The organism is Nocardiopsis oceanisediminis, assembly GCF_048595525.1.
GTDB classification, from domain to species: domain Bacteria; phylum Actinomycetota; class Actinomycetes; order Streptosporangiales; family Streptosporangiaceae; genus Nocardiopsis_A; species Nocardiopsis_A oceanisediminis.
Genome location: NZ_JAFMZJ010000001.1, coordinates 4,540,095 through 4,560,614, shown reverse-complemented (window position 1 = coordinate 4,560,614; position 20,520 = coordinate 4,540,095). Strand labels below are relative to the sequence as shown.

20 protein-coding genes are annotated in these 20,520 nt (G+C 74.3%); 11 read left to right on the top strand and 9 right to left on the bottom strand.

Going from position 1 to position 20,520, the window contains the following annotated elements:
* Positions 1-889 precede the first annotated feature (889 nt).
* The 9 genes from J0910_RS20290 to J0910_RS20250 all read right to left on the bottom strand — a co-directional run bounded on the left by J0910_RS20290 (position 890) and on the right by J0910_RS20250 (position 9,954).
* Positions 890-1,939 (bottom strand): NAD-dependent epimerase/dehydratase family protein, encoded by a 1,050-nt coding sequence (locus tag J0910_RS20290; RefSeq protein ID WP_420160130.1) that lies wholly within the window; start codon positions 1,937-1,939, stop codon positions 890-892.
* Positions 1,936-2,538 (bottom strand): dTDP-4-dehydrorhamnose 3,5-epimerase family protein, encoded by a 603-nt coding sequence (locus J0910_RS20285; protein ID WP_420162028.1) that lies wholly within the window; start codon positions 2,536-2,538, stop codon positions 1,936-1,938. Before J0910_RS20285 ends, J0910_RS20290 begins: the two co-directional genes overlap by 4 nt.
* Positions 2,539-2,615: 77 nt before the next feature.
* On the bottom strand, positions 2,616-3,368 hold the full coding sequence (locus J0910_RS20280; RefSeq protein WP_420160129.1) for a class I SAM-dependent DNA methyltransferase: 753 nt from the start codon (positions 3,366-3,368) through the stop codon (positions 2,616-2,618).
* Between the two features lie 68 nt (positions 3,369-3,436).
* Positions 3,437-4,561, bottom strand: coding sequence for a DegT/DnrJ/EryC1/StrS family aminotransferase (locus tag J0910_RS20275; RefSeq protein WP_420160128.1), 1,125 nt, complete (start codon positions 4,559-4,561; stop codon positions 3,437-3,439).
* Between the two features lie 3 nt (positions 4,562-4,564).
* Positions 4,565-5,914, bottom strand: a complete 1,350-nt coding sequence (locus J0910_RS20270; protein ID WP_420160127.1) for an NDP-hexose 2,3-dehydratase family protein — start codon at positions 5,912-5,914, stop codon at positions 4,565-4,567.
* Positions 5,915-6,111: 197 nt separating this feature from the next.
* Entirely contained in the window at positions 6,112-6,840 is a 729-nt protein-coding gene (locus J0910_RS20265; protein WP_420160126.1) for an LmbU family transcriptional regulator, read from the bottom strand.
* Between the two features lie 646 nt (positions 6,841-7,486).
* Positions 7,487-8,332, bottom strand: coding sequence for a hypothetical protein (locus J0910_RS20260; RefSeq protein ID WP_420160125.1), 846 nt, complete (start codon positions 8,330-8,332; stop codon positions 7,487-7,489).
* Between the two features lie 58 nt (positions 8,333-8,390).
* On the bottom strand, positions 8,391-8,684 hold the full coding sequence (locus J0910_RS20255; protein ID WP_420160124.1) for a hypothetical protein: 294 nt from the start codon (positions 8,682-8,684) through the stop codon (positions 8,391-8,393).
* A 19-nt stretch (positions 8,685-8,703) separates the two neighbouring features.
* Entirely contained in the window at positions 8,704-9,954 is a 1,251-nt protein-coding gene (locus J0910_RS20250; RefSeq protein ID WP_420160123.1) for an activator-dependent family glycosyltransferase, read from the bottom strand.
* A 378-nt stretch (positions 9,955-10,332) separates the two neighbouring features.
* Here J0910_RS20250 and tvaA point away from each other — a divergent pair, with 378 nt between their 5' ends.
* The 11 genes from tvaA to J0910_RS20195 all read left to right on the top strand — a co-directional run bounded on the left by tvaA (position 10,333) and on the right by J0910_RS20195 (position 20,506).
* Positions 10,333-10,557, top strand: a complete 225-nt coding sequence (gene tvaA / locus J0910_RS20245; RefSeq protein ID WP_420160122.1) for a thioviridamide family RiPP peptide — start codon at positions 10,333-10,335, stop codon at positions 10,555-10,557.
* Between the two features lie 208 nt (positions 10,558-10,765).
* Positions 10,766-11,767 carry a T3SS effector HopA1 family protein gene (locus J0910_RS20240; RefSeq protein WP_420160121.1) on the top strand — a complete coding sequence of 334 codons (1,002 nt, stop codon included), beginning with the start codon at positions 10,766-10,768 and terminating at the stop codon, positions 11,765-11,767.
* Positions 11,764-12,690 (top strand): phosphotransferase, encoded by a 927-nt coding sequence (locus J0910_RS20235; protein WP_420160120.1) that lies wholly within the window; start codon positions 11,764-11,766, stop codon positions 12,688-12,690. Before J0910_RS20240 ends, J0910_RS20235 begins: the two co-directional genes overlap by 4 nt.
* Entirely contained in the window at positions 12,690-13,334 is a 645-nt protein-coding gene (locus J0910_RS20230) for a flavoprotein (protein WP_420160119.1), read from the top strand. The genes J0910_RS20235 and J0910_RS20230 overlap by 1 nt, the downstream gene beginning before the upstream one ends.
* Positions 13,321-14,541, top strand: a complete 1,221-nt coding sequence (locus tag J0910_RS20225; RefSeq protein ID WP_420160118.1) for a 50S ribosomal protein L11 methyltransferase — start codon at positions 13,321-13,323, stop codon at positions 14,539-14,541. The genes J0910_RS20230 and J0910_RS20225 overlap by 14 nt, the downstream gene beginning before the upstream one ends.
* Positions 14,541-15,896: a YcaO-like family protein gene (locus tag J0910_RS20220; protein WP_420160117.1), complete on the top strand. Its 1,356-nt coding sequence runs from the start codon at positions 14,541-14,543 to the stop codon at positions 15,894-15,896. Before J0910_RS20225 ends, J0910_RS20220 begins: the two co-directional genes overlap by 1 nt.
* Positions 15,897-16,586 (top strand): TfuA-like protein, encoded by a 690-nt coding sequence (locus J0910_RS20215; RefSeq protein WP_420160116.1) that lies wholly within the window; start codon positions 15,897-15,899, stop codon positions 16,584-16,586.
* A complete protein-coding gene (locus tag J0910_RS20210; RefSeq protein ID WP_420160115.1) occupies positions 16,583-17,437 on the top strand; it encodes a phytanoyl-CoA dioxygenase family protein in 855 nt (284 codons plus the stop codon). Before J0910_RS20215 ends, J0910_RS20210 begins: the two co-directional genes overlap by 4 nt.
* Entirely contained in the window at positions 17,434-18,363 is a 930-nt protein-coding gene (locus J0910_RS20205; RefSeq protein ID WP_420160114.1) for a C1 family peptidase, read from the top strand. The genes J0910_RS20210 and J0910_RS20205 overlap by 4 nt, the downstream gene beginning before the upstream one ends.
* The gene (locus J0910_RS20200) at positions 18,360-19,484 is read left to right on the top strand and encodes a phosphotransferase family protein (protein WP_420160113.1); all 1,125 of its coding nucleotides are present in this window, start codon (positions 18,360-18,362) and stop codon (positions 19,482-19,484) included. Before J0910_RS20205 ends, J0910_RS20200 begins: the two co-directional genes overlap by 4 nt.
* The gene (locus J0910_RS20195; RefSeq protein WP_420160112.1) at positions 19,481-20,506 is read left to right on the top strand and encodes a T3SS effector HopA1 family protein; all 1,026 of its coding nucleotides are present in this window, start codon (positions 19,481-19,483) and stop codon (positions 20,504-20,506) included. The genes J0910_RS20200 and J0910_RS20195 overlap by 4 nt, the downstream gene beginning before the upstream one ends.
* Positions 20,507-20,520: the final 14 nt, after the last annotated feature.

Below are 20,520 nucleotides of genomic sequence, written 5' to 3'. Positions count from 1 at the left end.
GACCGAGGCGGTTCGGGCCCTCCGAGGGCCGATCGGCCCCGGGATGGGCGCCCAGAAATCACCGGGGTGCTCTCGCGGTGCGCAGGGCACCCCCACCCCACCATCACCCTTCGTGTTCGCCCAGGTCAGATAGGGGGTGGTGGTTTCCAGGCGGCCGGCCCCGCCGCCGAAGCGGCGCGGGCACGGCGCCCCCGCCGCCCCGAGCGCCCCGGCCCGCTCTGCCGCACCCGACCGACCAGCCGGTCCCCCTCCCCGCCCTCGCCGCCCGCTTGAACCCCGCCCCGCGAGCCGCCGCACCCGGGCGAGGACCTCCGACCCGCCCCTCCCCTTGCCGTCGCCGCCGGTCTGAACCCTGGCTCCGCGAGATGCCGCGCCCGTGTGTGGCGCCCGGCCCCGTCCCTGCCTGCGCCGTCGTTGCGGGTCTGGGCCTTCGCTCCGTGGGGCGCCGCACCCGACCGACCGGCCGGTCCCCACCGCCGCCGTCGCCGCCCGCCTGAACCCCGGCCCCGTGGGGTGCCGCACCCGGCCGGGGTGCCCGGCCCCGCCCCCTCCTACGTCGTCGCCGCTTGCTTGGACCCTCGCCCCGCGAGGCGCCGCACCCGACCGACCGGCCGGTCCCCCTCCCCTTGCCGTCGCCGCCGGTCTGAACCCTCGCTCCGCGAGGTGTCGCGCCCGGGCGAGGGCCTCCGCCCCGCCCCTTCCTCCGCCGTCGCCGCCCGGCTGAGCCCCGGCCCCGTGGTGCGCCGCGCTCGGGTCGGGCGTCTTCCGTCCCCCGTCCCTCCCCGATGGTCTTGGCGCTGGGGGCCTGTCCGCGCTCGCTGGCCGGGCCGCGCCGTCGCGATCATCGGGGAGGGGAAGGCGGAAGGGGGGACGGGAAAGGGGAATGGGGTCAGCCGCGGGGCGCGGGGCCCGGCTCTGTCCGCTCCGCCCGCTTCTCCTGCTCCTCCCGCTCCGCCTGGTCGGCGAGGGCGGCCACGGTCTGGCGCAGGCCCTCCTCCAGCGGGATCTCGGGGCGCCAGCCGGTGGCGTCCCGGAACCTCGACGGGTCGATCTCCACGCTGCGGAAATCGGTCTCCTCGGCCTGGCCGGGCGGTTCGACCGAGAGCACCGGGACGGGCGGCCGGCCGACGCGCTCGGACACGAGCCGGGCGATGCCGGAGAAGACGTCCCCGAGCCGGGCGCCGCTGCCGCTTCCCACCAGCCAGTGCCCGCCCGCGAGGGCGTCGGCGTGGTCCAGTGCGGCCACGAGGGCGCGCGCGGCGTCGCGGACGTGCACCAGGTCGCGGAGGACGGTGCCGTCGTTCCACATCGTCAGGGCGTCGCCCCCCAGGGCGCGGCGGGCCATCGAGGAGACCACCCCCCGGTCCCGCGTCCCCGGGTGGCGGGCCTGTCCGAACACGGTCGGCAGCCGCAGGGAGGCGCCGCGGACCGCGCCCGCGGCGGTGGCCTCCTTCAGAGCCTGCTCGGCGGCGAGCTTGTGCCGGTCGTAGGTGCTCCGGGGCCGGTCCGGCTCGGTGCCGTCGAGCCGGGTCCGGTCGGCGAGGCCGACCTGGGTCGTCGTCCCCGCGAACACGACCGCCGGCGGGGGACCCGCCGGCCCGCGGTCGCGCACCGCGCCGATCAGGTCGTGCATCAGGCCGACGTTCACGCGCTCGGCTCCGCCGTCGCCGCCGGCCGCCCGCCAGCCGGTCGCGCCGCCGAGCCTGGCCGCCAGGTGGACGACCGCGTCGGCGCCTTCGACGGCGCGGGCGAGTTCGCCGCCGGCGGTGAGGTCGGCGCTGCGCACCTCGACGCGGGCCGCGCCACCCGCGGGTTCGGGCACCGGCCCCCGGGCCACGAGCCTGAGCCGGACCGGCCGCCGGGAGAGCTCGTCGGCGACCCAGGAGCCGATGAAGCCGGAGGCGCCGAGGACGGCGACCAGGGGTCGGGGGTCGGTCACCGCCACTGCTCCTCCCCGATCTCCCGGCAGCGGGCGTAGGAGGGGAGCAGGCCTCGGGACCCGGCTTCGGCGAGGGTGGGCGCGGCCCGGTCGCGGGCGGACAGGACCGGGGTGATGCCCTCGGGGATCGGCAGGGCGAGCTCGGGGTCCAGCGGCGAGACCGCCAGCTCGTTCTCGGCCACATAGGAGCCGGAGAGCAGGTAGGACATCACCGTGTCGTCCTCCAGCGCGATGAACGCGTGGCCCACCCCCACAGGGAGGTACATCGCCCGGAAGCCGTCCTGGTCGAGCAGGACCGAGTCCCACCGGCCGAACGTCGGGGACCCGGTCCGGATGTCGACCACGACGTCGATCGCCCTTCCGCGCGGGCAGTGGACGTACTTGGCGGTCCCCGGGGGAGTCGCGGTGAAGTGGACCCCGCGCACCACGCCCCGCTTCGACCTGCTGTGGTTCGACTGGGCCACGGGGAACAGGGGGCCGCCCACGGCCTCGGCGAAGGCCGGCTCCTGGAACGGGGCGACGAAGACGCCGCGCTCGTCCGGGAAGGCCTTCGGGGTGAACTCGAAGGCCCCTTCGACCTCCAGTGGCCGTGCGCTCATCGTCGGGGTCTGCACCGCGGCGGGGGAGGGCGACCGGTGCGGCCGCTGGTCCTTGGACACGTCGTTCCGCCTTTCGCTCAGTCTTCGATGGGCTCGGGGGAGGCGCAGGCGGGGGCCGGGCGGCGCACCGCCAGGAACAGGCCGCGGCCCTGCTGCACCCCCTCGATGTACTCGGCGTCGAATCCCGCGTCCGCGAACGCGGCCTCGTACTGCGCCTTGGTGAACAGCCGCGCCGTGTAGGTCTCGGTGAAGTGCCGGATGCCCGACCCCCGGTCCGCGACGGTGTAGTGCACCTCCATCCGCGAGCTGTCACCGCTGCGCACGGAGTGCGAGACCCGGGCGACGGTGCGCTCCCCCTCCGTGACGACGTCGCCGGAGACGTACCCCTCCAGGAACGTCTCCGGGAACCACCAGGGGTCGACCGCCGCCACGCCGCCGGGGACCAGGTGCCGGGCGAAGCAGTGCAGCGCGTCGGTCAGCCGCGCGAACGACTCGGGGTGGCCGATCGACCCGAACAGGCAGGTCACCGCGTCGAACGACCGGCCGAGGTCGAAGTCGCACATGTCCCCCTGGTACAGGGCGGCCCGCAGGTCCTTCGCCCGCGCGGCCTCGATCATGTCCTTGGACGCGTCGAGCCCCGCGACGTCGCCGAACGACTCCCCGAACGCCTCCAGGTGGGCGCCGGTCCCGCAGCCGACGTCGAGCAGGGAGGCCGCCCCCGGCATCCTGCCGCGGACCAGCCCTCCGATGTACTCCGCCTCGGCCCGGTAGTCCTTGCCGCGGCCCTGGTAGACGAGATCGGAGATCTCGGTGAATTCCGCTCCGTACACGCTCTCACCTTCACTCGTTCCGAGGGGCGGGCGCCCCGCCCCGGTCCCGCGCGGGATCCGGCCGGGCCTTACAGGGTCCGCAGGACCTCGCGCAGGGAGGCGATCACCCGGTCCTGGACCGCCTCGGGCAGGGAGGGGTACATCGGGAGCGAGAAGATCCGCCGCGCGAGCGACTCGGTCACCGGGAGGGCCCCCTCCGCGACCCCGAGGTGGGCGAAGCCGCGCATGGTGTGCACCGGCCACGGGTAGCTGATGTTCAGCGCGATGTCGTACTCCTCCCGCAGCCGCCGGAGGATCTCGTCGCGCTCCGGGTGGCGGACGACGTACACGTAGTAGACGTGCTCGCCGCCGGGGGCGGTCGACGGCAGTTCGAGGCCGCCGGGCCCGCAGACGTCGCCGAGCCCCTCCCGGTAGCGGCGGGCGACCTCCCGGCGGCGCTCGATATAGCGGTCCAGCCGGGTGAGCTTGCGCCGGAGGATCTCGGCCTGCACCTCGTCGAGCCTGCTGTTGTGGCCGGGGGTGCGCTCGACGTGGTAGGTCTCCTCCATCCCGTAGTAGCGCAGCCGGCGGAGGGCCGCCGCGGTCTCCGCGTCGCCGGTCAGCACGGCGCCGCCGTCCCCGTAGGCCCCGAGGACCTTGGTCGGGTAGAAGGAGAAGGCCGCGGCGTCGCCCAGCGTCCCGGCGAGCGCCCCGTTCCGGCGCGCGCCGTGCGCCTGCGCGCAGTCCTCCACCACCGCCAGCCCGTGCCGGCGCGCGGTGTCCAGCAGGGGCTCCATGTCGGCGCACTGCCCGTACAGGTGGACCGGGACGATGGCCTTGGTGCGCGGGGTGACCGCGGCCTCGACCAGGCCGGGGTCGATCAGGTGGTCCTCGGCGCGCACGTCGGCGAAGACGGGCGCGGCCCCGGTCCCGTCGATGGCGACCACGGTGGGCGCCGCGGTGTTGGAGACGGTGATCACCTCGTCCCCGCGCCCGACCCCGAGCGCCTCCAGGGCCAGCCGCACGGCGTTGGTGCCGTTGTCGACGCCGACGCAGTGGGCGGTGGAGTGGTAGGCGGCGAACTCCTCCTCGAAGCCCCGCACGCTCTCCCCGAGCACGAGGCGGCCGCTGGCGAAGACCTTCCGCACCGCGTCGAGGATGTCCTCCCGCTCCGTCCCGTACTCCGGGAGGTAGTCCCAGACCTGGATGGTCACTCGTCATTCCTCCTCGTAGAAACCGCAGAACGTCAGCAGGCTCCTGGCCTCGACGTTCAGGTGGTGGCCGTACTTCACGAACTCGGTCATCTGCCGCAGGGTGATCCAGGTGTAGTCGTCGGGGACGTCCAGCGGGAAGCCGTCCCCGGCCTCGACCATGAGGTAGCGGTTGCGGGCGTGGTAGAAGCGCCCGCCCTCCTCGGAGTGGACGCTGTCGAAGCGGATCCGCTCGGCCGGCGCGCCCAGGACCTCGTCCAGGAACAGGGGGCGGCGCTCCTCCGGGAGCCCCTCGTAGTTCTCCGGCCGGCACTGGACCGTGGGCGCCATCTCCACGCCGTCCAGGGAGCCGGTCTCGATCCGGGCTTGGACCAGGAGGTGCAGCACGCCCCGGATGGGCCGCACGAGCATGGCGATGACGCCCTGGCCCCGGGGCTCGAACATCGGCTGCTGCCAGCCGGCCACCTCCCGGCCGCTGCCCTCCACCGACACGCCGATGACCGAGAAGTGCAGGCCCCGCTCGTGCACGATGGCGCCGTCCCGGTGCCGCCAGCCCTCGACCTTCGCGAGGGGGACCGGGCGCCGGGCCAGGGTGCAGCGCCCCTTCGCCTCGGTGAACCAGCTGAGGACCTCCACCATCGAGTGCAGGGGGTCCTCCGCCCGCCACGAGCGGGCCAGCGCGCCGCGGAAGGTGTCCGCGGCCGCGTCGCCCTCCCGGAGCCGCAGGGCCGCCGCGCCGGCGAGGACGGTGCGGACGTCCATGTTGACCAGGTCGGGCACGCGGAGGAGGGCGCAGATCTGCGCGAAGTTCAGCCAGCAGAAGTCGTCCAGCACGGGGACGTCCCCGTCGACCCGGACGATCATGTTCCTGTTGCGCTTGGTGAGGAACCACGAGCCCTGCTCGGACTGGAGGACGTCGGAGAGCACCCGGCCGCTCCTGGGGGCGGCGAAGTAGTCCAGGTAGGGCACCGCCCTGCCGCCGTGCACCCCGGAGATGTTGCTCTCCGTGGCCTGCACGGTCGGTGAGAGCTGGAGGCCGTTGACGTTGCCCGGCTCCATCTTCGCCTGGAGCAGGCAGTGGGCGACGCCGCCGAAGTCCTTGACCAGGATCCCGAGGACGCCCCGCTCCGGCTGGACCATGATCGGCTGCTGCCATGCCTCCGCCCCGCGCCCGGAGCGGGTCAGGTCCAGCCCCTCCACGCTGAAGAACCGGCCGGTGCGGTGGGAGAGGTTCCCGGTCACGGGGTCGGCGGACCACCCCTCGATCCGGTCCAGGTCGATCCTGGTGACCCGGTGCCTCTGCTCCCGGTTCCGGTGGGCGAACCAGGCGTGGAACTCGTTCAGATCGGTGAACATGCGACCTCTCCCTGCGCGGTGGCCGTACCGACGGTTCGGTCGCCGCGTTTCTCGGCACTGCGGAAGGACGTCGGCCCTGGGGCGCGGGCCGGGGACGTGGTCAGAGTCCCCGCCCTGTTCGAACCGCTCGGCCCGGGAGGCCGGGCTCCTCCGCGCCCCCGCCCGGCGGGTCCGGTGCCCGGCGCGGGCGGCCGGCGTCAGCCGGCGGCCGGCCCGTCGGCCGGGACGGGGGACGGGCCGTGCTCGCCGACGGCGGACGCGGCCTGGTTGAGGACCTTGACGATCCACGCGTCCAGGCTCTCGTTGTGGGCCTTCGCCGCCATCGCCCAGCGCTGCTTCATGTCGGGGCTGGCCTGGACCTGGAACCTGATGTCGCGGGACTCGCCCTTGGCCCCGTTGAGCTGGTAGGCCTTGATCCGGCGGCGCAGCTCGTTCCGGGACCAGGCGAACTTCAGCGCGCGCTCCAGCCAGCGGTCCTGCTCCTCCGGGGGCAGGCCGGAGACCTCGGCGTGGTGCTGGAAGCTCAGGCTCTGCCGGCGCCGGTCCGTGCTGAACTTCCGCGCGACGCAGGCGTAGTTCCGCAGGGTCTGGTAGCTCAGCCCGGTCCTCTGGACGGCCACCTTGTAGCGGTCGGGGTAGTTGTCCTGCCCGTAGACCAGCCAGTCGCCGATCCACCAGCTCATCGACTCCCAGCAGGCGAAGAGCCGGTCGCCCAGCTCCTCCCATTCCTCGATGGAGAGCCGCTGCGGAATTATCAGCGAAGTGCCGGCGAGAAGGCCGGTCGAATCGACCCCCAGCCTGCCGAGGAATGAGGACAGGGAATCGCCTTCCGGTAGTTCCCAGAAAACGTTATTGGCGTTAACATCGGAGAAGCCCGAGTCGACATCGTTTGGTGCACGGACTCCGCTCGAGCTCGACCGAGACAATGACATCACCATTCCCTTTGTTGCGGGTCGGGGGTTGCCTGTTCGCGACAACAATCAATGGCAATCTTCTCAAACTGGACATCCCGGATTTTTGTTGAACTATACAAATCAAGTGCAGCCCTGTCCAGGGGGCGCTCGTCCGTGTCCGGGTCGAGGTAAGTCTGGCCGAGTCGGCAGTGGGTTGTCCATACGGCTTCCGGTCGGTTCCCCGATGTGGAAGATCGCCTTCGGTGGACGCAGAACTTCCCGCTTGACCTGCGAAAATACTCTTAATTAAAGGCCGTCACCGAGTGTGATGCAGGCTTTGACGAGGCGTTCCCCTACGCTTGCCGGGTGAAATATAGGGGCCCTTATCCCGGCTGGGCCGCCGGTTCCGAGGAACCCCTATTCGAGCGGTTCAGGGGTACCCGGAAAGGGAAATGCGCACAGGGGACCGCGAGGGTCGCATTGGCTGTCCGGCGCGGACCGGCGGGGTGGAGCGGTGCGCGCGGGCGACCCTCGGGATCTCGTCGATGCCGGCGCTCGGATGGAACCGAACGCCTTTTTCAATCGAATGGGGCCGGAGGCGCCGGCCCGCCTCCGCGCCTCCGCCGCAGGCGCCTTTCCCTCCTCGGTTCGGGGCGGTGGACTCCGGTGCGCCGGCGCGTCACCGGGAAGTGCGGGAGAGGCGCTCCTCGATGGCGGCGACGGCCCTCTCCGGGGAGTCGGCGAAGAACCGGACCCGGGTCACCGCGGCCTCGTCCCGGTCGAAGAAGACGGCCGGAACGGGGGAGGCGAACTCGACGTCGACGTTGGTCCTGCCGAACATGGTGACGGTGAGGGTGCCGCCGTCGACCGAGACCGGCCCGCCCCGGTGCGCCTCGGGGGAGACGCGGGCGGAGGCCGCCTCGTCCAGGGGGAAGGCCACGTCGGTGGTGGCCCCGTGCCGCACGCGCAGCGTCCGCGGGCCGACCAGGTGCCCGTTGGAGTCATAGAGCGCCCACAGGCCCACGGCGTAGAAGGCGAAGTAGAGCGAGACCCCGAACAGCACCCAGCGGAGCCAGTCGGGCCCGCCGACGAAGAGCAGGGACAGCACGCAGCCGGGCACGGTGACGGCCAGCATGCCCGCGGAGATCGCCCCCGTCGGCCCGGAGGAGGGCACGGCGGTGGCCCCGGCCTCCGGGGAGCCCCGCCGGAACAGCCGGGGGAAGGCCAGGGTCACCAGCAGCTCCTGCTTGACCAGGAACGCCACGCTGGGAGGGAGGCACGCGTCCAGGCTCGCCATGGCGGCCTGGACGCGGTTCGCCCCCCGGGCCCGGGCCTTGCGGAAGGCGATGCGGATGGCGGCGAACTCGGCGACGACCACCCCGAGGAGGCACGCCTCCAGGACCGCGATCAGCACCGCGGCCTGCGCCACGTTCACCACGCCCGCGAACACCAGGAACAGGTTGGCGGCGATGATGATGAACGGCAGCCAGCGCAGGAAGGCGGCGACCCTGGGGTGGCGGAGCATGCGTCCCTCGTCTCGAAGCGGAGTCCGTCGGACCCCACAGTGAGGGCTTCACGCCGCGTCAGGGCAAGTCCGGACCCTCCGGGGCGCCGGCCAGCTCCGGGAACTCGCGGACGAGGAAGTCGGCGATGTCGTCGGAGGTCGCCCAGTCGGCGGACCCCACCCTCTCCAGGACCGCCAGGTCGAACTCCTCCTCGATGTAGAGGACGAGGTGGACGAGGCCGAACCCGTCGAGGGCGTCCAGCCCCACCCCTCCGGGCGCCTCCCGCTCGCCCGGCTCCAGGCCGGCGGTCATGTCCTTCACGTCCAGTGCCAGGGTCCGCACCCTGGCCCGGACGCCGCTGGTCGTGCTCATGGCCCTTCCCTCCCTACTCTCAGATCCGCTCGCCGGCCAGGCCGAGGAGGCGGGGCACGGCCTCGGCGGGGGAGGGCATCCGCGCGGACGCGTCCCGCAGCTCCGCCGCCCTGTCCCGGAAGCCGGGGGCGCTCAGCAGCTCCTCCAGGCCCTTGCGGACGGCGTCCCCCGTCGCCTCCTCCGCGGTGAGGGTGAGCCCCGCCCCCAGCGCGGAGATCCTGCGCCCCTTCGCCGGGGCGTCGAAGAACTCGGGGATCACGAGCTGCGGGAGCCCGTTGATCAGCGCGGTGTTGAGCGACCCGAAGCCGCCGTGGTTGACCGAGACCGAGCAGTGCGGCAGCAGCGCGTTCAGCGGGACGAACCCCACCGGGTGGACGTTGCCGGGCAGCGTGCCCACGTCCTCGGCGGGGAAGGTCGCGACGACGTCGGCGTCCAGGTCGGCCAGGGCCTCCAGGATCTCCGGGATGCGCACCGCGGAAGGGGCGACCGGGTCCTTGACCGAACCGCCGAGGCTGAAGCAGACCCGGGGGCGCTCGGGGGCCCGCCACAGCCACCGGGGCACCACCGACCTCCCGTTGTAGGGGACGTAGCGGACGGGGACGACCGGGCGCCCGGTGGGCATCCGCATCGCCTCGGGCGACTGCTCGATGGTCGCCATCCCCGTCGTCATGTCCTCGGAGAACTCCCCGCCGAACCTGCCGATCCGGGCGGAGATCCACTCCGCGAGGGGATCGGGCCGGCCGGCCTCCTCGTCGCGGCGCTTGACGAAGAGCTCGCGCATCCGGCCGTAGAAGTCGAGGCCGAGGACGATGCGGGCGTGGGCCGCCCCGGCGGCCTTCGCCGCGATGGCCCCCGCGACGGTGCCGGGCTCCCAGACCACCAGGTCGGCCCGCCACTCCCGGGCGAACTCCACCAGGTCGTTGATCATCGGGTCGTTCACCATCCGGAAGAGCCAGTTGACCGAGTCGGCATACCCCGAGTGCAGGTACTCCCAGTCGATCTCCTCCTCCGGGGCGTCCCCCCTCCCGAACGGCGGCCGGTCGTCCGAGCGCGTCATCCGGGACAGGTGCGGGCGGCGCCCCAGGAAGGAGCGGATGACGCTGTCCCTGCCCACCGGAACCCCGGTCAGCCCGGCGCCGGCGGCCGTCTCCATCAGCTCCGGCGGGCCCGCCGCCCGCACCTCGTGCCCGGCCGCGAGAAAGGCCCAGGCCAGCGGGACCATATTCCGAAAATGCGAAGGCTCGGCGTAACTGGTGAACAACACGCGCATGGCGGCATCTCCAGACGTCTAGAAGGCCGGTGGATGCTACCAGGGGGTGCGGCGAATGTCTCGGGGGTCGGCGCGAAAATGCGAACGGACGCGCTGAACGGTGTTTTCCGTTGTTTTTCGAACCCGCTTCACCCCGGCCGGGCCCGGCCCTTCGCCGCAGCGGATGTACCGCCGGCGGGACGCCGGCGGTGCGCGGTCCAGGCTGATCAGGGCGGTGGCGCGGGGTGCGCACCAGCCCGGGTGCGCCTTTTTTCGGGGGTGCTGACCGGAAAGGCGGAAACCGTCTTGACTGGCCTTCGTGCCACCTGGCTAATGTTCTGGAGTCGTCGGAGAAGTGCGTGCCGGCGATGAAAGCACCATCAAAGGAAAGAGGTAGTAATGCCTGCTGTCACGCAGAACATCGAAGACCTCGCCGCGCAGATCAAGGCCGCCGAGGCCGAGGTCGTCGCCGACCAGGGCGAGGCGCTCGACCTGTCCAGCCTCACCGGGCTCGACGAGGCCGAGCTGCAGACCCTGCTGGAGTCCAAGAGCGGCATCTCCGCGGACGAGGACGCCCAGGGCTCCGTCATGGCCGCCGCGGCCTCCGTGGCCGCGCACTGCTGACCGGACCGGAGTGACCACCGCGGGCGGCGGGGCACCATGACCTGCGGCGCCGGCCGTGCCGGCTCCGCGCCCCCGAACCCGCGGTGACCACCGCGCAACAGGCCCGGGCCGTGCTGCGGGGCGGCACCGCCCCGCAGCACACCCGGGCCCTCCGGGCGCCCGGCCCGCGAGCACGTCCCGCACAGCCAGCACAGACCGATGGGGTTCCGTGGACCGGTACGAGAGAGTCTTCAGAAGCATCGCCGAACAGGTGAAGGTGGTCTCCCCGGACCTGTTCGAGCAGGCCTCCTATGGTTCCAACGCCCCCGTCCGCGTGATGGACCTCCGCGGCGACCTCCCGGTGCGCCAGCACCTCTGGAGGTTCCTCTACCTCCACTACTACTGCGGGGACCTGGAGGCCGCGGCCATCCTCATGCAGGGCGTCCGGCGGGTCACCGCGGTCACCGACTGGGAGGCCCCGGAACTGGGCAGGCGCCTGCGGGAGATCAACGCTGGCCGGACCTTCCCGAGCCGGGGCTGGCACGCCACCGCCGAGAGCGGCGGGCGCGTCGAGGTCCGGCGCGGCGGCGTCCGGCTCAGGGCCGACCCCGCCGACGTCTCCCCGGAGCCGCACGGAGACGGCGTGCGGCTGAGGCTCCCCGCCTACCGGCACTACACCGAGGCCCGCTGGTTCACCGCCCTGTCGGAGGCGGGGCCGCCCGGCGGGGACGACGGCCCGCTCCGGCGGCACTACTTCACCCCCGACGGGGCGGAGGCGGCGGTGCGCCTGCTCCGCCGCTTCATCGGCGACCCCGGGTTCGCCTTCCCCTGGCAGCTGAAGCTCCTCAACTCCCCGAGCGGCTACCACCGGCTCGACCCGTTCGTCTTCTACCTGGGGGAGCGCCACGAGCGCCGGGCCGCCCCGCTGCTGGAGGCCGTGCACGGGGACTTCGCCGCCGACCTGCGCGACGAGGGCCCATCGCTGGCCAGGCGGCGGGGCAGGGGGTGGCACGACGCCCCGGAGCCGGTGACGGCGGCGGGGCCCGGGGCGGTCAGCTACGGCCAGTTCCACAGCACCCTGATCGCCGACGCCCTCATCGAGGCCTACACCTCGGGCGCCGACGGGCCGGAGGAGCGCTTCGCGGCGATCGCGCGCCGCTACGCCGCCGAGGGCCTGGACGTCCGCGAGCCCTACCGCCCCGCCCGGCCGCGCGGCCGGGAGGTGGCGTGAGCGCCGGGGCCGCGCCCGGGGTGCGGTCCCCGCGCGTCCTGGACGGCCCGCTCGCCGCCCGCAGGTGCGCCGGGGCCGGCGCGGAGCACGTGTGGGAGGAGGCGGTCCGCGGCGACCACGCCGCCTACCTCCCGGAGGACCGGCTGCGGGCGCTGGAGCGCGCCCTGGGCGGCCGGCCCGGCTGCCTGCTGCCGCGGATCCCCGACCCCGCGGCGCCGGAGCGGGCCGTGTGGCCCGCCGTGCCCACCCGCGCGCTGCTGTTCGACGCCCTGACCGCCCCGGAGGGGCCGCCCGCCGGCGCCGAGCAGGCCTTCGAGGGGCTCGGCCGGTTCCTGGCCGGACTGCACCGGGTGCCCGCCGACCGGGTCCCGCCCGGGCTGCCGGACCGCACCCGGGGGGCGGCGTGGACCGCGGCCCTCCCCGGGGTCGCCGCGGACGTGCACCGCATCCGCGCCCTCCTGGCCGACCGGGCCGGACCCGCGCTGGCCCGCGCCCTGGCGGCCCCGCCGCCCGGGGGCCCGGCCGCCCTGGTCCACGGCCGCTTCTCCACCGCCCTGGTCGTCCCGGGCGGCGCGCCGGCGCTGCTCGGCTGGCGGGAGGCGGGCTGGGGCCGCCCCATGGCCGACCTGGCGTTCATGGCCGCCGAACTCGTCGAGCTCGCCGGGGCCGCCGGGGGAGGGCGCCGGCCGCGGCTGCTCGCCCTCGGGCGCGCCCTGCTCGCGGGGTACGAGCGGGGCGCCGGCCGGCCGCCGGCCGCCGCCGAGCGCACCGAGCTGCGGTACGCCACCGCCCACCGCATCACCGAGCACATGGCGCTGAACGCCGTCTCCGGCGGCGGAACCAGGGGGCCGCTGGGGCTGCTGCTCCGCTGCGACGGCCCGTTCGCCGCCCTGCTCACCCCATCCGAGGGAGGTACATCCTGATGACCGAGACCGAGGCGGTCCCAGCCGAAGGCGGGGAGGTCAGGCTGCTGATCGGGGTCTGCGGGTCGGTGTCGGCCGTGGCCGTCCCGCACATCCTGGCCTGGCTCCCGCTCAGCGGCTTCACCGGTGTGGTCCCCCGCGTCGTGATGACGCCGAGGGCCGCCGAGATCATCGGCCCGGGCGCGGTCCGGCCGTTCACCCCCCACCCGGTCCTCACCGGCTGGGACGACACCGGCCTCGCGGTCCCGCACGTCGAGCTCGCCCGCTGGGCGGAGGTCGTCCTGGTGCTCTCCGCGACCGCGAACTTCCTGGGCAAGGCGGCGCACGGCATCGCCGACGACCTGCTCACCTCGGTCGTCCTGGCGGCGGAGGCCCCGGTCATCGCCGTCCCCTCGACCAACGGGGCGATGCTCGCCAAACCCGCCGTGCAGCGCAACATCGCCCAGCTCAGGGCGGACGGGGTGGACGTGGTCGAGCCCAAGCCGGGGCTCGTCGTCGCCGACCAGGGGCGCGGGACCGGATCCATGGGCGACTTCCGCCCGATCGTGGTCCGCGCCCTGGCCAAGGCGGTCGCCGCCCGCACCTCCGCCCCCTCCACCGACGGCACCCCAGCGAAGGAGACCACCGCCCATGCTCACCCCTGAGACGAGGCTGTACCGGGAGCGGGAGCTCGACCTCCGGGTGGATTCCGGGGGATCGGTCCGCCTCCACCACCAGGGGCGCGTCCTCAAGCTCGGCCCCGAGACCCTGTCGGTCCTGGACGCGCTGCGCTCGCCCCGCACCGTCACCGAGCTGCTCCGGTTCTGCGCGCCCCGGCTCACCGGCGCCAGGAGCACCGAACTGCTCCTGGCCACCGCCTCCCAGCTGGTGGAGGGCGGCGTGGTGCGCACCGAGCCCGACGCCCGGTTCTCCAAGGGGCCGGTGTACGGCTACGACACCTCCTACGTCCACCAGTTCATCCTGAACGACACGATCCGCAAGCCCGCCTTCGTCCAGGCCGTGCGGGAGCTGGTCCGCCCCGACGACGTCGTGCTGGACCTGGGGACCGGCAGCGGCATCCTCGCCATCGCCGCGGCGCAGAGCGGGGCCCGCAAGGTCTACGCCGTCGAACCCGCCGGCATGGTGCACCTGGCGGAGAAGCTGGCCGTGCACAACGGGGTCGCCGACCGCATCGAGTTCCTCCAGGAGTGGTCCCACTCCCTGCGGCTCCCGGAGAAGGCCACCCTGCTCACCACCGACATCGTCGGCAACGAGGCGATGGACATGCTCATCTGGGAGACCGTGGACGACGCCCGCAGGCGGCTGCTCACCCCGGACGCCCGCCTCCTCCCCGGCCGGCTGCAGGGCCTGGCCACGCTCGTCGACGTCCCCGACGAGGCGGTCGCCGCGCAGCGCATCGGCGAGGACCGGCTGCGCCTGTGGCAGCGGCGGTACGGCATCGACTTCGCGCCGTTCCGCGACGCCCAGCAGGGGCGGTCCTCCTCCTTCTACGAGCGCCCGGAGAAGGTCGGCACCTGGACCGCGCTGAGCGGAGCCGACCCGCTCTACGAGGTCGACCTGTCGGAGCCGGCCCGCCGGCTCTCCGAGCGGCGCACCCTGACCGCGACCCGCGCCGGAAGGGCCAACGGCGTGGTGGTCTACTTCCGCGCCTCGCTCTCCCCCTCGGTCGACTTCACCTCCTCCCCGTGGGAGGGCGGCCCCGACAGCCACTGGTACAGCTGCGTGTGGCTGCTGCCCGACGCCGTCCGGGTCCGCCCCGGGGACCAGATCGACGTCCGATTCGACTACGCCGGTGAGGGGCGGGTCGACCTGGCCCGCGCCGGCACCGCCGACACCGGAAAGGCCTCCTGATGAAGCTCCGGAACCGGATCCCCAAGATCGACGGGGTCGGCGCGCACCGAGAGGTGGCCGTCGAGACCACCTACGAGCGGATCCTCCCGCACATGCGCAGGGTCGGGATCACCCGGCTGTCCGACATCACCGGGCTGGACCGGATCGGCATCCCGGTCTGGAACACCATCTGCCCCTCCTCGCACGACATGATCTCGGTCTACAACGGCAAGGGCGGCACCGACCTGGCCGCGAAGACCTCCGCCATCATGGAGGCGGTCGAGCGGTTCGCCGCGGCGCTGCCGATGCGGCCCGAGGAGGTCGCGAGCGTCGCCGAGCTGCGCGCCGCCGGGCGCGCCATCGTCGCCCCCGACGAGGTCAACCTGGAGCCGTTCCACGTCTGCGGCCCGGACACCCCGATCTCCTGGGTGAAGGGGCACGACCTGGGCCGGGACGAGGAGGTGCTGGTCCCCCTCTACCTGGCCGGCTACTACTCCCGCTACCACGAGGTGCCCAGCCACCGCCTCGGCACCACCAACGGCATCGCCTCCGGCAACTCCGTGGAGGAGGCGGTCTGCCACGCGCTGTGCGAGCTGATCGAGCGGGACGACTGGACCATGGCCGACCTCATCGGCAACCGGATGAGCCGGCTGGTCGGCAGGGGCACCTTCGGCTCCGCCACCGGGCCCGTCCTGCGCTGGCTGCACGAGCGCCACCGCAACGTCGACCTGGACACCCTCCCGCCCAGCGCGCAGCGGTACGTGCGGATGTACCGGGACGCCGGGCTGGAGGTGTCGCTGAAGGACCTGAGCTCGGAGACGGGCGTGTGCACCGTGCTGGCGCTGGTGGCGGAGAACATCGCCAGCACCTTCTCGCAGAGCCACATGGGCATGGGGACCCATCCCGACGCCGAGACCGCGGTCTGCCGGGCCCTGTGCGAGGTCGCGCAGAGCCGCGCCGTGGACATCAACGCGCTGCGCGAGGACATCACCCTCCCCGGCGAGGAGGTGGAGAAGTTCTTCTTCCACGTCCGCCGGAGCGGCCAGGTGAACAAGGAGGCCTGGGCCTTCAAGCCCTCCGAGAGCCTGGTCCGGTTCGGCGAGCTGCCGCACCACCCCTCCGACGACATCGTCGCCGACATCGACCTGATGATGGGGCGCCTGCGCGAGCGGGGGCTGGACCGGGTGGTCGTGGTGGACCTCTCGCCCCCGGGGATCCCGGTGAGCGTGGTCAGGGTGATCGTCCCCGGGATCGAGTCGTGGATCATCGACCGGACCAAGCTCGGACCGCGCGCGGCGGGCCTGTGGGAGGGGACGCTCGGCCAGATCAGGCGCGCGTGCGACCAGGCAGACGAATCCGTCCGAGAGGGTGTGTGAATGACAGCCGTACTGTTCATCGGCCCGAGCATGCCGATGGAGAAGGTCCGATCGCTGTTCGGCGGCGAGATCCGGCCCCCGATCAAACGGGGCGACCTGCCCGAGCTGATGAACCGCCCGGAGCCGCCGCGGCACATCGGCATCGTCGACGGCCAGTTCCTGCACGCGCTCTCGGTGGCGCCCAAGGAGGTGCTCAACTGCATCTACCGCGGCATCTCGGTCTACGGCGGCTCCAGCATGGGCGCGCTGCGCGGGACCGAGTGCGCGCCGTTCGGCATGGTCGGGATCGGCGAGATCTTCCGGATGTACCGGGACGGCGTGCTCCACGCCGACGACGAGGTCGCGATCAGCTACGAGTCGGACACCCTGAAGCCGATCTCGGAGCCGATGGCCAACATCCGCGTCGCCGTCGCGGAGGCCGTCGCCGCCGGTCACGCCTCGCCGGCCACCGCGGAGAAGGTCCTGGCCGCCGCCAAGGCGATGTACTTCCCGGACCGCAGCTACCCGAACCTGAGGCTGGCCACCCGGGGCGGGCTGGGCGAGGAGGAGCACGAGCGCCTGTTCGCCTTCCTCACCGGCCCCGACGTCCCGGACCAGAAGCACCGCGACGCCGAGGAGCTGATCCTCACCCTCAACGCGGCGGTCGAGGCCGACCGCGCCGCGCGGGCCGCCGAGGAGGTGCCGTCATGACCGCGGAGGCCGAGGGGCTCACCCCCGGGGAGGTCGCGGCCATGCGGCGCGACGGCTTCCACTTCCCGATCGAACCGCTGACCGAGGAGGAGGCCGCGGCCGCGCGGGCCGACTGCGAGGAGTACCTGGGCATCGTCGACCGCGTCGGCGGCTTCCTCTCCGTGTACCGCTACTTCCCCAAGATCCACCTGTTCAACATGTGGGCCTACGAGATCGCCCGGAACGAGCGCATCCTGGCGGCGGTGCGCAGCCTGATCGGCCCGGACGTGCTGGTGTGGGGGAGCGAGCTGTTCCAGCGGCGGGCCGGCGGCGGCTCCTCGCTCGCCTGGCACCAGGACTCCGTCTACTACGGGCTCGCCGGCGTCGAGGAGCACGCCGTGCGGGTGTGGGTCGCCCTCACCCCGGCCGACGAGGGCAACGGGACGCTGCGCTTCTCCCGCGGCTCCCACCTGCTCGGCCCCCAGGAGCACGCCTTCGGCGGCGACACGCTCGCCGACAAGATGCGCGGCGAGGAGGTGCGCATCGACATCGAGCCGGACAGCGAGGTCGCCGTCGAGCTCCGCGCCGGCCAGGCGTCGATGCACAGCATGCTGGTGGCGCACTGCTCCGGGGAGAACACCAGCGGCGAGGACCGGCTCAACTTCGCGGTGGACTACGTCTCCCCGAAGGTGGTGCCCGCGACCCCGGACAGCGCGCTGCTGGTCAGCGGCGACGACCACGGCCGGTTCCAGCCCGAGCAGGCCCCCGGGGCCGGGTTCGGCCAGGACGAGGTGCGCCGCGCCATGGCCGCGACCCGGCTGCGGGTGAAGCGCACCAGGGAGGGGTCGGCCGCCGCGCCGGGGCCGGTGTGAGGACCGCGGACGGGGCCGGCGCGGCGCGCCGCCGGCACCGGGCGGCGTCGGGGGCGCGGCGCGCGGCGGCCCCGGCGTGCGCCACGGCGCGGGCGGCGCGGGCCCTCCGGGACGGGGCCGCGGACCTGCCCTGGGCCGGAGCGCCCGGGGCGCGGGGGAGCGCCCCGCCGCCCCGCGCGGACCTGAGCCCCTGGTTCCCGGAGGTCGCGGACCAGGCCGAGCGCCCGCTGTGCACGGCCGCCGTCGTCGCGGGGTTCGCCGGGTACGACGAGCGCCGCCGCGGCCGGGAGCGCACCCCGTCGCTGCTGTTCAACTACCGGACCTCGCGCCGGTACAGCGGCAGCCCCGACCGGTGGGGGTCGACCACGCTGCACGCCCTGCGGGCGTGGAGCGAGTACGGCCTGGTCGAGGAGGGGCTCTGGCCCTTCGACCCGGACCGGCTGGACACCGACCCCCCGGACGGGTGCTTCGAGCGGGCGCGGGCCTGGCGCCAGCCCCACTACGGCCGGCTGGACCGCTGCCCCGGCCCGTGCCCCGCCTACCTGGACGCGATACGGACCGCGCTCGCGCTGGGCCTGCCGGTCTCACTGGAGATCCCGCTCCACCCGAGCATCCTGCTGTCGTTCGGGACCGGGGACGTCGTACCGCCCGGCCCCGGCGAGCCCCTGGTCGCCCGGCACGCCGTCCTGCTGTCCGGCTACGACGACGCCCTGCGCCCGGCCGGGGCGGCGGCCGAGGGCGCGCTGCGCTTCCAGAACAGCTGGGGCGCCGGCTGGGGCGACCGCGGCTACGGCCGGATCCCCTACTCCCTGGTGCGGGAGGGGCTGGTCAAGGACAGCTGGATCGTCCCCGGCGTGCCGGGGGCGCTCCCGGAGGAACCCGAGAAGGCGTCCGCGCACGCCGCGAGTGGAGGCGAGAGAGAGTGACCGCGTCGCTGAAGGCCGAGGACGAGAGCTCCCTGCGGTGCTGGATCATGGGGGTGCGCTACCCGCCGGCCGACATCCTCCCGGGCACCGACGCCGTGGTGGGCTCCGCCGAGGACGAGATCGACCCCGTCCTGCTGGGCGAGCGGCTGCGCGCCATGGGGGTGGACCGGGGGCCCGTCCTGCGCACCCACCGCTACATGGCCCGGCGCCCGGTGGTGCGCGCCGAGTTCGCCGGCGGCGCCCCCCTGATCGTGAAGTGGCCGCACTACGACGCCGACCTCAACAGCGACAACGAGCGCCGCACCCTGGAGATGCTCGACTCGGCGGCGGAGGACCCGACCCTGCGGGGGGCGCTGCCCCGGCTGCTGGGCGGCGGCGACGCGGACGGCCTGACCGTCATCGAGGCCGTGCCCGGCGCCGAGACGATGGCGGAGGCGTCCCGGCGCGCGGGCGGGGTCGACGGCGTCCACCTGCTGCACTTCGGCGCCGTCCTCGGCCTGCTGCACGGGCTCCCGGTCCCCGGGGAGGTCCGGGACGACCCCGGGTGGCGCCCGCACGTCCCCATCCCGAACGGCCTCCACCTCACCCCGGACGAGTACGCCCACGGGTGCGGGCTCGACTTCGACCACTACGCGGCCTCCCTCCAGGCGGTCGAGCGGGAGCTGCTGGAGCTGCGGTCCACCTGGAACGCCTGCGCCGTGGTCCACTTCGACCCCAGCCCGGACAACGTCCTCCTGGACGCCGCCGGCGCGGCCGAGCACCCGGTCACGCTGATCGACTGGGAGATGGCCGGGCTGGGGGACCCCGCCTACGACCTCGGCCACGTCCTGGGCCACATGGTCTCGGGCCACCTGCGGGACATGTCCGCCCCGGCCTCCCGGCCCGCCCGCGCCGCCCGGGTCGTCCAGGGGTACCGGCTCACCCGGGACCTGCCGGCCGGGGAGGTCGTCCGCGCCGTCCGGTTCTGCGGGCTGATCCAGCTGCTCAGCGCCCTGTTCCGGCTGGAGCGGATCGGTTCGCTGGGCGAGGTCGGAAGGCTCTCGCTCCGCGTCGGGCAGCGGATCCTGCGCGACCCCGAGGCCATGGCGGACACGCTCTTCGGCCCCGGCCTGCTCCGGTGAGCGCGTTCATCCGGGCGCTGGAGCGGATCGCGGAGGAGACGCGGGTCCTCGGCCCCGGCGCGATCGCGCACACCCGGCTCGGCCGGCTCCCGGTCCCGGGCGGGCCCGGGGAGGGCGGCTCCGCGGACCGGCTGGAGCCCTTCCTGACCACCGTCCTCTACCTCCACTACCACGCCCGGGACCGGCGCGGGCTCGCCGAGGCGCTCTCCGGCGGGGCCGCCCGCACGGCGGAGCTCTGGCGGGGGGAGGACCCCGGCTTCGCGGAGAAGGTCATCGCGGCCGTCGCCGGCGAGGGGTACCTGGTGGAGGGGTTCGCCGCGGCCGCGGTGGACGGCGAGCACGCCGACCTCGCCGGCCACGGGCTGCGCCTGCGGGCGCACCGGTCCGACCTGCGCTGGAGGGGGCGGCCGCGGGCCGGCGGGGAGGCGGCCGTCCGCTTCCCGCCCTACCGCCGCTACCTCCAGCGCGGCCGCCTCCTCGTCGTGGGCGACGCCTGCACCGGCGGCCCCCGCCCCGAGGACGTGGTCCGCTGCTACCTCCGCCCGGCCGCGGAGGCGGCCGCGGGGCTCACCGCCGAGCTGACCGGCCGGCTGAACGCGCTGGGCGCCCGCTTCCAGCTGAAGCTCGCCTCGCACCCGGACGGCTACGAGCGCACCGACGCCGCGGTCGCCTACGTCCCGGTCGCCGAGTGGGACCGGGCCCGGGGCGCGGTCGCCGAGGTGTGCGAGCGGTTCGCGGGCGAGCTCTCCGGTGAGCCGCCCTGCCTGGCGCTGCGGATGCGGCCGGGGTGGGCGGTCGCCGTCGACCGGGCCCGCCCCGGCTCCCCCAGCTTCGGCCGGGGCCGCTCCGCGCTGGTCGCCCGGGGGCTGGCGGCCGCCTGGCGCTCAGGGGCCCGCACCCCGGCCGACCGGCTCCAGAGCGTCCTCGCCGAGCTGCGGGCCGCGGGGGTGGACCCGCACCGCCCCTACCTCGCCCCCGGACTGGACCCGCCCGCCCTGCCGGATCCCGGGGAGGCGGGGTGAGCGGCGCGGCCGCG

What these genes read in the sequence shown, in the direction of transcription:
- J0910_RS20270 (WP_420160127.1), bottom strand. Translation starts at nt 5,914, where the DNA reads ATGTTCACCGATCTGAACGAGTTCCACGCCTGGTTCGCCCACCGGAAC.
- J0910_RS20260 (WP_420160125.1), bottom strand. Translation starts at nt 8,332, where the DNA reads ATGCTCCGCCACCCCAGGGTCGCCGCCTTCCTGCGCTGGCTGCCGTTC.
- J0910_RS20285 (WP_420162028.1), bottom strand. Translation starts at nt 2,538, where the DNA reads ATGAGCGCACGGCCACTGGAGGTCGAAGGGGCCTTCGAGTTCACCCCG.
- J0910_RS20220 (WP_420160117.1), top strand. Translation starts at nt 14,541, where the DNA reads ATGAAGCTCCGGAACCGGATCCCCAAGATCGACGGGGTCGGCGCGCAC.
- tvaA (WP_420160122.1), top strand. Translation starts at nt 10,333, where the DNA reads ATGCCTGCTGTCACGCAGAACATCGAAGACCTCGCCGCGCAGATCAAG.
- J0910_RS20255 (WP_420160124.1), bottom strand. Translation starts at nt 8,684, where the DNA reads ATGAGCACGACCAGCGGCGTCCGGGCCAGGGTGCGGACCCTGGCACTG.
- J0910_RS20215 (WP_420160116.1), top strand. Translation starts at nt 15,897, where the DNA reads ATGACAGCCGTACTGTTCATCGGCCCGAGCATGCCGATGGAGAAGGTC.
- J0910_RS20225 (WP_420160118.1), top strand. Translation starts at nt 13,321, where the DNA reads ATGCTCACCCCTGAGACGAGGCTGTACCGGGAGCGGGAGCTCGACCTC.
- J0910_RS20250 (WP_420160123.1), bottom strand. Translation starts at nt 9,954, where the DNA reads ATGCGCGTGTTGTTCACCAGTTACGCCGAGCCTTCGCATTTTCGGAAT.
- J0910_RS20230 (WP_420160119.1), top strand. Translation starts at nt 12,690, where the DNA reads ATGACCGAGACCGAGGCGGTCCCAGCCGAAGGCGGGGAGGTCAGGCTG.
- J0910_RS20210 (WP_420160115.1), top strand. Translation starts at nt 16,583, where the DNA reads ATGACCGCGGAGGCCGAGGGGCTCACCCCCGGGGAGGTCGCGGCCATG.